13 protein-coding genes are annotated in these 13,418 nt (G+C 48.4%); 6 read left to right on the forward strand and 7 right to left on the reverse strand.

Annotated elements, in window-relative coordinates:
- Positions 1-102: 102 nt before the first annotated feature.
- Complete coding sequence (locus H6F93_RS30350; protein ID WP_190644735.1) at positions 103-462, forward strand: hypothetical protein; 360 nt, start codon at positions 103-105, stop codon at positions 460-462.
- A 209-nt stretch (positions 463-671) separates the two neighbouring features.
- Complete coding sequence (locus H6F93_RS30355; protein WP_524538043.1) at positions 672-2,114, forward strand: LCP family protein; 1,443 nt, start codon at positions 672-674, stop codon at positions 2,112-2,114.
- Positions 2,115-2,304: 190 nt separating this feature from the next.
- Here H6F93_RS30355 and H6F93_RS30360 read toward each other — a convergent pair whose 3' ends face one another.
- From H6F93_RS30360 to H6F93_RS30380, 5 genes are all read right to left on the reverse strand, one after another.
- Positions 2,305-3,339 (reverse strand): alpha/beta fold hydrolase, encoded by a 1,035-nt coding sequence (locus tag H6F93_RS30360; RefSeq protein WP_524538046.1) that lies wholly within the window; start codon positions 3,337-3,339, stop codon positions 2,305-2,307.
- Between the two features lie 108 nt (positions 3,340-3,447).
- Positions 3,448-4,254: a phosphate ABC transporter ATP-binding protein PstB gene (pstB, locus tag H6F93_RS30365; RefSeq protein ID WP_190689282.1), complete on the reverse strand. Its 807-nt coding sequence runs from the start codon at positions 4,252-4,254 to the stop codon at positions 3,448-3,450.
- A 62-nt stretch (positions 4,255-4,316) separates the two neighbouring features.
- Positions 4,317-5,237: a phosphate ABC transporter permease PstA gene (gene pstA / locus H6F93_RS30370; protein WP_190642817.1), complete on the reverse strand. Its 921-nt coding sequence runs from the start codon at positions 5,235-5,237 to the stop codon at positions 4,317-4,319.
- Complete coding sequence (gene pstC / locus H6F93_RS30375; RefSeq protein ID WP_190689286.1) at positions 5,234-6,175, reverse strand: phosphate ABC transporter permease subunit PstC; 942 nt, start codon at positions 6,173-6,175, stop codon at positions 5,234-5,236. Before pstC ends, pstA begins: the two co-directional genes overlap by 4 nt.
- 110 nt (positions 6,176-6,285) lie before the next feature.
- Positions 6,286-7,350 (reverse strand): PstS family phosphate ABC transporter substrate-binding protein, encoded by a 1,065-nt coding sequence (locus H6F93_RS30380; RefSeq protein ID WP_190642815.1) that lies wholly within the window; start codon positions 7,348-7,350, stop codon positions 6,286-6,288.
- A gap of 238 nt (positions 7,351-7,588) precedes the next feature.
- Here H6F93_RS30380 and H6F93_RS30385 point away from each other — a divergent pair, with 238 nt between their 5' ends.
- The 3 genes from H6F93_RS30385 to H6F93_RS30395 all read left to right on the forward strand — a co-directional run bounded on the left by H6F93_RS30385 (position 7,589) and on the right by H6F93_RS30395 (position 10,664).
- A complete protein-coding gene (locus H6F93_RS30385; protein ID WP_190689288.1) occupies positions 7,589-7,999 on the forward strand; it encodes a thiol-disulfide oxidoreductase DCC family protein in 411 nt (136 codons plus the stop codon).
- Positions 8,000-8,426: 427 nt separating this feature from the next.
- Positions 8,427-10,091, forward strand: coding sequence for a Ppx/GppA phosphatase family protein (locus H6F93_RS30390; RefSeq protein ID WP_190689290.1), 1,665 nt, complete (start codon positions 8,427-8,429; stop codon positions 10,089-10,091).
- A gap of 384 nt (positions 10,092-10,475) precedes the next feature.
- A complete protein-coding gene (locus H6F93_RS30395) occupies positions 10,476-10,664 on the forward strand; it encodes a hypothetical protein (protein ID WP_190689292.1) in 189 nt (62 codons plus the stop codon).
- A 123-nt stretch (positions 10,665-10,787) separates the two neighbouring features.
- Here the strand turns inward: H6F93_RS30395 and H6F93_RS30400 are convergent, their stop codons facing one another.
- Positions 10,788-11,279 (reverse strand): Tic20 family protein, encoded by a 492-nt coding sequence (locus H6F93_RS30400; RefSeq protein WP_190642811.1) that lies wholly within the window; start codon positions 11,277-11,279, stop codon positions 10,788-10,790.
- Positions 11,280-11,403: 124 nt separating this feature from the next.
- Positions 11,404-11,601 carry a hypothetical protein gene (locus H6F93_RS30405; RefSeq protein WP_190689294.1) on the reverse strand — a complete coding sequence of 66 codons (198 nt, stop codon included), beginning with the start codon at positions 11,599-11,601 and terminating at the stop codon, positions 11,404-11,406.
- A 193-nt stretch (positions 11,602-11,794) separates the two neighbouring features.
- Between H6F93_RS30405 and glyA the strand changes: the two genes are divergently transcribed.
- Complete coding sequence (gene glyA / locus H6F93_RS30410; protein ID WP_524538044.1) at positions 11,795-13,162, forward strand: serine hydroxymethyltransferase; 1,368 nt, start codon at positions 11,795-11,797, stop codon at positions 13,160-13,162.
- Positions 13,163-13,418: the final 256 nt, after the last annotated feature.

A 13,418-nucleotide genomic window follows, 5' to 3' on the forward strand; every position in this document is an offset into this window, starting at 1 on the left:
GTGTGGGCATCTTGCCCGCACATTTCCCGTTGAATGGGTCAAAGTCCGCAACGGTTTTTTGATTTTCCGTAATTCCGTTCCTTGCAAGGGTAGTTATCTCCCATGAAACGTGCCAACCCGTTTGTAAATCAGGATATTAGGCGCATTCAGACATTCATTTACCTGATTCCGGTGGTTGGCTTTTTCCCGGCACTGTGGACACTTTATCGACGGCAGGGCAGCCGTGAGCAACGGTCAGTGAGTCGGCTAGCAGTAACGTTGGCAACGGGTTGGCTATTTGGCTATCTGTTGCTGGGAACGGGTGCATCCGCTTCTCATGCCTGGGCATTACCGCTTTTGATTACCAGTAGTTTGCTGACCTCTGGCTATTTTCTTGTGAATATTTGGCTGATGGTGCGCCTGTGGCAGCGTAAGGCAATATGGCTGCCAGGAGTGAGCCAGGTGAGCGATCGCCTACCTTGAGTCGGCATCCCTACCACCTTTAGCAAAAACGCTGGTACCATGCTGCTGATAGCTGGAAAATCCTGTAAATCAGTCCCCAGTTGCTCACAAAGTGGTAGATTTTCTTGCAAACGTCCGCTTTGTAGCCTAATTCATCATTAACCTGTGCCCGAAATGTGCCCTCTCTGATAAACTTGCACCTTCAGACCTAGTACGTGTTGAGGAAGTTTGTGTCAACTCCAAAAGCTCATCACTCCCGTTCGCCACATCCTAGAATCCCTACAAAGAAACCTGCCAGACGTTGGCTGTGGCTCACGATGGGTTTGGGTGGAGTGGCGATCGCCTCAGCGACAGCAGGGGCTATGTTAGCAGTGTCTCTTGCCAGCACACCTCTGCTGCAAAGTGAGCTTACAGCCGAAGAAGCTGAAGTGTTTGACCAGGGCGATCGCATTTCTACAGGCATGAACTTCCGCCTGCCCCAGCTTACCCGTCCCGTTAACATCCTCGTGCTGGGAGTGAAAGTACTAAGCTCTGATGTTGAGAATCCTCCTGAAGAAGCCTTAGATTTGGGTTATCACTCACTGGTCAATTCCTTTGAGGGACTGTCAGATACCATGCTGCTGCTGCGGTTTAATCCTGAAACTAAGCAGTTGGTTATGCTTTCTATACCGCGTGATACCCGCACTTACATCGATGGACTGGGTGAAACCAAGCTCAATGCTGCTAACGCCTACGGTGGACCAGCCTTATCAGCAGAATCCGTCAGCGATCTCTTGGGCGGAGTCAGCATCGATCGCTATGTTCGCATTAACGTTCAGGGTGTAGAAAAGTTGATTGATGCTTTGGGCGGCGTAACGGTGTATGTGCCTCAAGATATGAAGTACACCGATGAGAGCCAGCACCTTTACATTGATTTGAAACAAGGTGAACAGCACCTCAACGGTGAGCAGGCAATGCAGTTTTTGCGTTTTCGCTATGACGAAAAAGGCGATATCGGACGAGTGCAGCGTCAGCAAAGCCTAATTCGCTCCATGCAGGAGCAAGCGCTAAGCCCAGCTACACTAACTCGGTTACCACAAATCCTTTCGGTAATCCAATCCCATGTGGATACCAACCTGGCGGTTGAGGAACTGGTGGCGCTGATGGGATTTGCCGCTCAGAGCGATCGCTCAAATGTGCAAATGCTGATGCTACCCGGAGACTTCAGCGCTCCCGAGGACTACGAAGCTAGCTATTGGCTGCCCAACCTGAACCAGATTGACGAAGTGGTGAGCCAATATTTTGGCACTGGCACAAGCTACGGTAGCAGTTATGACTTTGACCCAGGATACTTAAGAGTTGCGATTCAAGATAGCACCGAAGATCCAGACGCAGTAGATAACCTGGTCAATGCGCTTTATGACATGGGCTATAGCAATGTCTACATCGACAACAGTTGGAGTGAGCCACTCAGTGAAACTCGCATTATTGCTCAGCAGGGAAATGTCGAGGGGGCTGAAGCTATTCAGCAGGCTTTGGGATTAGGCGAAGTGCGGATTGAAAGTACGGGCAGCCTGGAGTCTGATGTAACAATCCAGCTAGGCAGAGATTGGCTACAAGGGCAAAGCTCCAGTGATGAGGTTGATGGTGACGATCCATACAGCGAAGAGCAGTATGACAGCGAGCAATACTAACCCATTACAGCCATCTCCCGATGGGTAAGCCATAGCGTAGGGGTCGTTCGCGAACGACCCCTACAGGGATTTGTGGTTAATCCAAGTGGAAATGGCTGTAAGTAGCCATACAGCTCAGGACAAAGAAGCGGGACAAGTCTTCGCTTTGTCCTGCCTTTTTGTCCTAGCTGAAGTAACTAGCGCAGTGGCTTTAATACGTCTCGTGGGTCGAAGCCTGGGATAAAATCCATTCCTGCAAAATTGGGTTTACCAGTTCCGGTGCTTCATCTTGAGGACAATGACCCACACCTTCAAGGGGAATGAATTCTTTAACAGCAGGAAAGTTTGCTAAGTCGCGTCCCAGAGCAATCGGCTCCCAAGGATCTTGAGTTCCCCAAAGCAAAATTGCAGGACAGGGCAGCACTTCCAGCAAATCTTCAGGCAGCGGACCCTGAGAGTAACCGGTGAATGCTAGAAATACATCCGCTGCACCCGCATCCGCTGCCGGAGCCATCAGCATGTCAACCAATTCGTCGGTTACGGCTTCAGGACGGATATAAGCTTTCAGCAAAATTTTGCGAACGGTATTGGGACGAGCAATTAATCTAAAAAAATTGTGACCCAACCAGCGAACTGCTAGAACCCTTTGTAGGAGCGGTGCGCCCATACGCCGATACCAGGGTAAGGTAGCACGACGGCGATCGTGCAGCAATCGCAATGAGCAGTTGAGCATAGCGATTCCCAGTACGGAGTCAGCATGACTAACAGCAGTTTGCATTGCAACAATACAGCCGATTGAATTTCCAACCAGATAGGCGGGAGCACCAACAACTTCTTGGCAAAAATCAGCAACTTGCTGTGCCCAAGTTTCAAAGGTGTATTCGATTTCGCTAAAAGGAACGGGCTTAGCAGAGCTACCAAAGCCAATCAGATCGATCGCATAAACTCGACAGCTTTCTGCCAGGGCAGGAATGTTTTTGCGCCAATGCTGCCAGGATGCTCCAAAACCATGAATCAGCACAACTGCTGGCCCTGATTCTCCTTCAGCCTGATAACAGATAGGAAATCCCTTCCACATCCAGGTTTGAGAGGGTGAAAAAGAGCTAACAGCAGCTGGGAGGTTTGAAGTTAGAGACATCGCATCGCACCGGACGAATGGGCTATTACAAATCTTTACTTTTTTATTGTGCCAATCAATCTCTAAAAAGGCATGACCAGGATTATAGATCTGCTGCGATCGCTCCACTCCAATCAAAGCAAGCTTCCTCGATAAAAATTAGAGGGGAGAAAAAATTAGAGCGCAGAAGCATCACCTCTACGCTCAAACTTAGCTGCATCAGCAAAATCACAGATCTTAGCCAAAACGACCGCTAACGTAGTCTTGAGTTGCTTGCTGAGTTGGGTTGTTGAAAATATTTTGGGTGGGCGCATATTCCACCAGGTAACCCTGCTTGCCGCCTTTTTCAGTTGCTTGAGCGTTAAAGAAAGCAGTCATATCAGAGACACGAGAAGCCTGTTGCATGTTGTGCGTCACAATCACGATGGTGAACTGCTCTTTTAATTCGTGCATCAAGTCCTCAACCCGGAGGGTAGAAATGGGGTCAAGCGCAGAACAGGGTTCATCCATCAGCAGTACTTCGGGTTCGATGGCGATCGCCCGCGCAATGCAAAGCCGCTGCTGTTGACCACCTGAAATGGATAGACCGCTTTCCCTGAGCTTGTCTTTTACCTCTTCCCAGAGAGCAGCTTTGCGGAGCGATCGCTCTACTAGCTCATCCATATCGCCCTTGTAACCATTGATCCGCGCCCCAAACGCAATGTTTTCATAGATTGACTTAGGGAAAGGATTTGGCTTCTGAAACACCATTCCAATGCGGCGACGCAACTCGGTAGCATCCACGCTCCTATCGTAAAGGTCAACCCCACGATACTGAATCGTACCCTTTACGTGAGCGCCTGGAATCAGGTCATTGAGACGGTTAAAGCAGCGCAGCACCGTGCTCTTACCACAACCCGATGGGCCAATAAAAGCAGTAATTTTGCGCTCAGGAACATCTACCGAGACATTGCTAACTGCCAAAAAAGAACCGTAATAGTAACTGGCTTGATCAACATGGAAAGCTGTGCCGGTGCCAACGGCTGTAGAAGGATTAGTCTGCATGAAATATTGACCTTTTTATTTCAAATAATTAGAACCAGCGAAGATACCAACACATTCAAGGATCAAACCTTTCCAGCCTGGAACCGATTTCGCAAATAGATTGCCGTTGCATTCATGATCAACAGCACTATCATCAAGACAATAATTCCAGCCGCAGCGTTGGTGTGAAACTCTGCCTGAGGACGACCTACCCAGTTAAAAATCTGAATCGGTAAAGCGCTAAAGCCACCTTCCCGAAAAGATGGAATGTACGGCACAAAAGTCTGCGCCCCAATCACAATTAGCGGCGCAGTTTCGCCGATCGCCCTAGATAAAGCCAAAATCGTACCCGTTAAAATACCTGGAAACGCCTGGGGCAACACATGCTCTCTCACGGTTTGCCAACGCGTTGCACCCAGCGCCATTCCTGCCAGCCGCAGACTATCTGGCACTGCTCTCAAAGCTTCACGGGTCGCAACAATAATAACCGGCAAAATTAGCAATGCCAGCGTCAAGCCTGCGGCAAACACAGTACGACCACCCGTAATATCTACAAAAACGCGAACAAACACCGCCAAGCCGAGCAATCCATAGATGATGGATGGGACAGCGGCCAGGTTCCCGATGTTAATCTCAAGAATTCTGGTGAAGAGATTATCCGTAGAAAATTCTTCTAGGAAAATGCCTGCCCCAACTCCAATTGGAAAAGCCACAAGGGCGGTGATAAACAGCAACCAAACTGTGCCTACCAAGGGAGCTAAAATTCCTGCCCGTTCAGCGCTACGAGAGGGGAAGCTAGTGAGAAACTGCCAATTTAACCGAGGAAGCCCATCAACTAAAACATCAATCAGCAGAAATGCCAGCACAACCAATCCCGCTATGGTAGCAACCCAGCTAGCAATTCTAAAAATATTGTCTAGCCTGTAGCGTCCAGCTAAGTTTGGGTTAAACCGCTGCTTAGCCAAATCATCCTGAGAAAAGGCGTTTGGATCTGTAACTGTCATTCGTACTTCTCCCGGAAACGGCGAACAAACCAGAAACTAAAACCATTCAGCACCAGGGTGATCAGAAACAGAGTCATTCCCACTGCGAAGAGAGTGATGTACTCAATTGAACCAGTTGGCGCATCTCCTCCAGCAACCTGCACAATAAACGAAGTCATCGTCTGAATTGGCACACGAGGATCAAGCGTCAGCCTTGGGTTTTGTCCGGCTGCAATGGTGACAATCATCGTTTCCCCAACTGCTCGCGCTACTCCCAGAATGAAAGAAGCCACAATCCCTGAAAGAGCAGCCGGTAACACGACATTGGTAATCGTCTCACGCTTAGTTGCTCCTAAAGCATAGGAACCTTGTCGGAGACTTTGGGGCACAGCATAGATTGCATCTTCACTAAGAGAGGCAATCGTGGGCAGAATTGCGATTCCCAGTACAATTCCAGCACTCAAGCCGTTAAATTGCTGAAGACCAGGAACAAAAGGCCGCAGAATCGGGGTTACAAGGAAGAGAGCAAAATAACCAAACACAACGGTTGGCACCCCTGCCAAAATTTCCAAGGCTGGCTTTAACCAGCTACGCACCTTGCGAGGTGCATATTCACTTAAACAAACAGCAGCCAGAATTCCCATTGGCATCGCCACAATTAGAGCGATTACAGATGTAAGCAGTGTGGCACTGATCAGCACCATGATGCCGTATTGGGAATTGGTGAAGAGGGGAGTCCACTGGGTATCCGTCAGAAAATCCCAGATGGGCACTTCCCGAAAGAACAAAATGGTTTCAAAGACTAGAGTGAGAACGATTCCAACGGTTGTGAAAATGGAAAGAATGCCAAAAGCTCCAAACAAGCCTTTTGCTAACTTTTCCATTGTCTTGCTGAGCTTGCGGTTTGGTTGCCAGAGTCTACTGTTTTGAGATGGATCTGGTAGTTGACTGGTAGTCATAATGACAGGTTTTGGGAGGGGAAGCAGGGAACTGGCTCTCTAAGATGAATGCTTAAACTGAAGCCGATCGCCTCCATTCAGTGGAATGGGGGCGATCGGCACTAGCCAAACTACTGGGCCAAAATCTCAGGTAGGGACGCACCTTCGGCGGCTTCTGCAAACGCCGATCCCGTTACACCATTCTCTAAACGAGCCTGTACCAGTGGAGTAAGCTCATCACCCAGAGGTACATAGCCAACTTCTTCTACTAATGAGGCGTTTGCCTCATCAACGTAGAAGTTAACAAACTCTTGAATATGGGGTTCTTCAAGCGCTGCGGTGCTGACATAGACAAAAAGCGGACGAGAGAGAGGAGCATAGCTACCGTCTAGCACAGTTTCAGCACTGGGTGCAACGCAACCTTCACCACCATCGACTTGAACTGCTTTGAGGCTATCTGCGTTCTCCTCATAGTAAGCGTAGCCAAAATATCCAAGTGCATTGGGGTCACCAACCACACCCTGAACGATCACGTTATCATCTTCGCTGGAGGTGTAGTCTCCACGACTTGCACCTTCTTCACCGTTGACAACATCTGTGAAGTAATCGAATGTACCAGAATCAGTTCCGGGACCATAGAGTGCTAGAGGCGCATCTGGGAAAGAGGGGTCAACCTGGTTCCAGTTGCTAACAGTGCCCTGAGCTTCGGGTGCCCACATGGTGTTGAGCTGCTCAATGGTCATGCACTCTGCCCAATCATTTTCCGGGTTAACCACGACGGTCAGTGCGTCTTGAGCAACTGGGAGTTCGATGAATTCAATACCTGCTGCTTCACATGCAGCAATTTCATCTGCCTCAATGATCCGAGAAGCGTTGGAGATTTGGGTTTCACCAGCGCAGAACTTTTCAAAGCCACCACCCGTACCAGAGGTACCAACCGTAACCTGAACGCCATTGTTGGCAGCCATAAACTCTTCTGCCATCGCCTCAGAGATGGGGAAGACGGTGCTGGAACCATCAATAGCGATAGTGCCACTCAGATCGCCGCCGCCCTCAGCTGGTGCTTCAGCCGTTTCGCCTTCGGGCGCTTCGGTGGAGGTGTCAGTGCCACCCCCCGCACAAGAGGACACAACGAAAGTGAGAGCAATTGAGGCGGCTAGATATGCAAAACGCTTTGAACGAAGTTGAAACAGCATGATCTTTGGGTGTTGTAAATCTGTTTGGGAAACGCCTGCATCCTACCGTTTGAGTGTAAAGATAAGGTTAAGTAAACTTGTCTTCTGGAATACTTGGCCCGAAATTCTGTAGTCCACTATACGTTAAAAGTTCAATAACTGCTGCTAATAGAGATTTTTAGGCTAAATTTGAAGTATTAATTTTGTTTAAATTTGTTCATTTCTACGTACTGACGATCACTTTTTAATCACATTTGCCATGACTCATTACGTAATCTATGACGGTAACTGTAATCTTTGCTCTACGCTAGCTCAGTTGCTTGAAAAACTAGATCAGGGTAAGCAATTTCAATATGCACCAATGCAGGACCAGGCCACACTGGAGCAGTTTGGCATTACGTCACAGGACTGCGAAAAAGGAATGCTTTTAATCAATGCTAACGTTCCCCAACAGCGATGGCAGGGCAGTGATGCGGCTGAAGAAATTGGGCGTTTGCTACCGCTAGGTGAAGTGTTTGTAAATGCGTATCGAGCAATGCCTGGGGTGAAGTGGGGGGGCGATCGCCTCTACGTCCAAGTTCGCGATAATCGCTATGCCTGGTTTGGCCGACGCTCTAGCCTCTATGAGTCTGCTTATCCAATCTGCAACACCGATGCTTGCAGAAAGTAGAAGAAGGGCTGAAACGAGCCACGATGAAGGTATAGCACTGTTTTAGCTCGTGAATCAAATCCAAACCGTTAGACTGTAAACTCTATGTAAATTCCTGGGATCTAGCTGCAGCCAGATGTGACTCTTGGCGACAATCTGGTAGACAATAGGGGGTGAAACAGGAGTGTGGTAGCACAGGTAACTCCCCGTTGCCAGTGTTTCTGTCTGAATTTGATCGCTTGCCACAGATCAGCCCTAAAGAAGCCTCCGGACGCTGTAATCCCAGTGGAGTAACTGGATAAAGACTTCAATCTAGCAAGGTTCCTCGGTGGTTCAGGCAAAACTTAGTTTGTCTGGATTAGTGTGCTGCGGCTAGATTACCTTTGTTGTTACCTCATTCAGATCTAGACAGAAGTCCGTCCCAACATTGAAAACCCTGGATGTTTGGATGATTAATTCGATTTACGAGACTAAAGATCACTTGTTTAGTTTTCCATCAAGCAGCGTTACTCAAGATCGTATTTTGGCGGCGATCGACGTTGGGACTAATTCCATTCACATGGTTGTAGTGCGAATTCAGCCTGCAATTCCTGCATTCACTATTATTGCTAAAGAAAAAGCGACAGTGCGTCTAGGCGATCGCGACAGAGAGACAGGCAAGCTGACTCCAGAGGCAATGACGCGGGCAATGGATGCTCTCAAGCGCTGCCAAAAAATTGCTCACAGCCTCAATGCTGAAGACATCGTTGCCGTTGCCACTAGCGCTGTCCGAGAAGCCCCAAATGGGCGAGACTTTCTCCAGCAGATCGAGAGCGAACTGCGGCTGATGGTCAACCTGATTTCAGGACAAGAGGAAGCCCGCCGAATTTATTTAGGTGTGTTGTCGGGGATGGAGTTTGGCAACCACCCTCACGTCATCATCGATATTGGTGGCGGTTCCACAGAACTAGTGCTGGGCGACGGGCACGAACCCCGTACCCTCAGTAGCACAAAAGTTGGAGCAGTACGACTGACGGCTGACATTGTTAACACTGACCCGATCAGCAACAGTGAATTTAACCATCTGCAAGCCTTCGTCCGAGGAATGCTAGAGCGATCGGTAGAAGAATTACAAGCTCACCTAAACGCTGGCGAACTGCCTCGCCTAGTCGGTACCTCTGGCACGATTGAAGCTTTAGCCGCAATTCACGCTCGGGAAAAGCTAGGAGTCATTCCCACTCCGCTCAATGGCTATCAGTTCAGCTTGAAAGACCTGCGAGAACTCGTTAACCGTCTGCGTAGACTGAACTACCAGGAACGGCTAAATATTCCTGGAATGTCAGACCGTCGCGCCGAAATCATTGTAGCTGGGGCAGTCATTTTGCAAGAGGCAATGACCCTGCTGGGTATGGAGACGGTCACGATTTGCGAGCGATCGCTCCGAGAAGGAGTCGTTGTTGATTGGATGCTAACCCACGGGCTGATCGAAGACCGACTGCGCTTTCAAAGCTCTGTACGCCAGCGCAGCGTTGTCAAAATTGCTCGCAAATATGGAATTAACCTAGAGCACAGCGAACGAGTTGCCCAATTTGCGCTTACCCTATTTGACCAAACCCAAGGCACGTTACACGACTGGGGTGCAGAAGAGCGAGAATTGCTGTGGGCGGCCGCCATGCTCCACAACTGCGGACACTTCGTCAATCATTCCTCTCACCACAAACATTCCTATTACTTAATTCGGCAGGGAGACTTATTAGGCTATACCGAAACCGAAATCGAAACCATCGCCAATTTGGCCCGCTATCATCGCAAAAGTTGCCCTAAGAAAAAGCACGAAAACTATCGAAACCTGACTAGCAAGCAACATCGTCGCATCGTCGAACAGCTCAGTACCCTATTACGTCTAGCCGTTGCGCTCGATCGCCGTCAAATAGGTGCAGTTCGGCAAGTCACCCTCAAGTACGACTCCAACCAGCGGGAACTGCACCTGTTGCTTCAGGCAAAGAAACCTGGAGATGATTGTGCCCTCGAACTTTGGAGCCTCGACTACAAAAAAGGCTGCTTTGAGTCCGAGTTCAACCTGAAACTCATTCCCCAGCTAGAACAATCTGAGCTGTTAAATGCCTCATCCTAATCTCTCAACTTAAGCTGCTTCAAAGCCCTCATTAAGACGAGTATCGAGATAAAGATAAAGCCCTTCGCTAGCTTGGAAATAAATATCGATCCATTCCTGGCAACCGTCCTTGCGTGTGCAATACCGGGGTGCGTGGGCACAATAGGAATACTTTTAGACTTAGTCGTTTGGCTTGATAAAAGTTGAAATAGGGTGAGAACACTGAGCAGGAGATAGTTTAGCTATCTCCTTTTTTTGTCCTAACTGATAGCGGTGCTTGTTGAATGGAATACAAAGCGTGGCATACAGCAACAGCTCGATCCGCTGCCGCCGCTATACGCCACGCAATTAGAATTACTATAAGTGACTAGCGCGTTAGGTTAAGCAGTTTCAGGTAAACCTTGAATGGATAGTAATGCAATTTATATTTTGAAAGTATTCATCGTTTCGGGGGGTCTAGCAGTAGCCATCAAATATGTTATGCCCCTTTTGTCTATTTCATCCAGTACAGCAATTGTTTTAACTTTGGTACTCTTGCCAAGTGTTGCACTGGCGATCGCCTTGGCATGGCGGGCACGGCAACAGCTTTCGTGAAAGTCAGCAAAGTTAACGTGACAAGGGCTGGGAAAGCATTCTCGTAAACTTCACTTCAACAAAAAAGCGCTGGCTCAATCTGGCCAGCGCTTAGCATTTAGAGCAGTAAGAGTACTAGCCTTGCTAGCGAACCTGCATGTAAACCGCATCTGAAAGGGTCGGAATCTCTGCGTAGCGGCCCATCGCAGACTGAATAATGGAGTAAACAACTGCGGCAATCATGCCAAAGAAAATGACGTTATAGACTGTTTCAATAATCAGTCCGCCACCTAGACCTGAACCAAACAGGCTTAAAATAAATTTGCACAAAACTAGAATGATGTCTAACAAGATCGCTTGCATCGCATTGAACCGGATGAAGTGGTTAATGCTTTCGTTCCTGACTACAAGCAGGAACAAAGCAAAGAATACGATCAATCCACCAAATCCAAATAAAGCCCTATCTATGGTGCTGTAAACTAGCAAAATTGGAGTTAGGGGCAGAAGAATTACTTCAAGCGCAGGAAACTGCCGGAAGAAATATATACCAAAAGCTAGCCCATCAATCAGGGGCAAAAGATAGGGCAGACAAGCGAAAAAGCGATCCTTGGGGTTAGTGGAGCCACGCCAGCTCATGTTTTGCTCTCCTCAAATTGGGGCTACTTTCTTACATTTCTACACTAAGACCAGGATAGCGCAGTCGCCCAGTCAACAAAAATCTGTCCAAGCGGGTACTTGGAGTAGGACAGGGCTGATTCAATCACTCAATGTTCGCAATTCGGAATCCCATCTGACACTCAAATTGATCGGGTTGACTGTCAGTCACCTTACCAAGAGAACGACCGCACAAAAGCTGACCTTGCTGCCAGCGAGGTTGTCCGGTTTGACTAGCCATCAAGCAAGTTTGACAAACTTGATGGGGAGAGAGCAGCTGATTTTCCATCAAGATGACTAGCATGAAGCACCTACCTTAAGCGGGTAAGCCTAGCCCACTAGCTCTAATCTTAAGCTACTCCTTTAGAGGAGTTGTCAAGGGTATTACATACTTTAACGAGTCCTTAATGAAAAGACTTGAATGGCTGATCCAACCCATGAAGTCGATGCAGTGAAGCGTTATGATCATTAACTCAGGATAAATTAGCTTGTGAATTGTGAGCAGCCAAGAACGGTTGATCATCAATCCGGCTACCGTGAATGAAACTGTGCTGAATTGTGGATTTGGGGGTTTGTCTGTGACTCAAGCTGTAGCTAAAACGACCGTTCAAACTAATTTAGATTTTGTAGAAAAAACCGATCCGGCGGTTGCTGGCTTGATTCAGAACGAACTCCAGCGCCAGCGTGATCACCTAGAACTGATTGCGAGTGAGAACTTTACGTCTCCCTCAGTGCTGGCTGCTCAAGGTTCCGTATTGACTAACAAATATGCAGAGGGTTTGCCCCAAAAGCGCTACTACGGCGGTTGTGAATTTGTTGATCAAATCGAGCAAATTGCAATTGATCGCGCAAAAGAGCTGTTTGGCGCAGCCCATGCCAACGTCCAACCTCATTCTGGCGCACAGGCAAACTTTGCGGTTTTCCTGTCCCTGCTAGAGCCAGGTGACACAATCATGGGCATGGATTTGTCTCATGGTGGGCATTTGACGCACGGTTCCCCAGTCAATGTGTCGGGCAAGTGGTTTAAGGTGCAGCACTACGGCGTTAGTGCAGAAACAGAGCAGCTTGACTACGACCAGATAAGAGATCTGGCGCTAAAACATCGTCCTAAGCTATTGATTTGCGGGTATTCGGCTTATCCACGAGTGATTCGGTTTGACCAGTTCAGGGCGATCGCTGACGAAGTTGGGGCCTTGCTGCTAGCCGACATTGCCCATATCGCCGGATTAGTCGCAACCGGACATCACCCCAATCCACTACCCTATTGCGATGTCGTCACCACCACCACCCATAAAACGCTGCGTGGACCACGGGGTGGCTTGATTTTGACCCGTGATGCAGAACTGGGCAAAAAACTGGACAAAGCTGTCTTTCCAGGTTCTCAGGGTGGGCCACTAGAGCATGTGATCGCAGGGAAAGCCGTTGCCTTTGGTGAAGCCCTTCAACCTGAATTCAAAACCTACTCAGCTCAAGTGATCCGCAATGCTCAGGCAATGGCAACGCAACTCCAGGAGCGTGGATTTAAGCTAGTTTCAGGCGGCACTGACAATCATCTAATTTTGGTTGACTTGCGCTCTGTCGGCATGACGGGTAAGCGGGCAGACCAACTTGTAAGTGGAGTCAACATTACGGCAAACAAAAATACGGTGCCCTTTGACCCAGAATCACCTTTTGTCACGAGTGGACTGCGACTTGGCTCACCTGCAATGACCACTCGCGGCATGGGTACACCAGAGTTTACCGAAATCGCTAATATTATTGCCGATCGCCTTTTAAACCCAGAAGATGAGGCAGTAGCTCAAAACTGCCGACAGCGAGTTGCAGCCTTGTGCGATCGCTTCCCCCTCTATCCCCACTTGGGCTAATTACCTAGCCAAGGTTGCTTTATAAAGTTGATTTTTCGTGTTCAATGCTCGAAAAATCAACTTTTTTTATTTAAGTTTTTAAACACATCTCAGGGGTTGAGAAAGCCACACCTTGTGTCAAGAAGCCCCATTGGAAAAGAAAACAGGACTTACGCAGATGTACTAAATGTGGTGGTCAGCTTAGCCCAATTTCATAGCAAGAGTGGGTGATTTGAGTTGCCCAATCAAATAGTGGGATAACAGTCTGCTCTTGAGT

The organism is Leptolyngbya sp. FACHB-671, assembly GCF_014695745.1.
Classification (GTDB): Bacteria; Cyanobacteriota; Cyanobacteriia; order Elainellales; family Elainellaceae; genus JAAUTN01.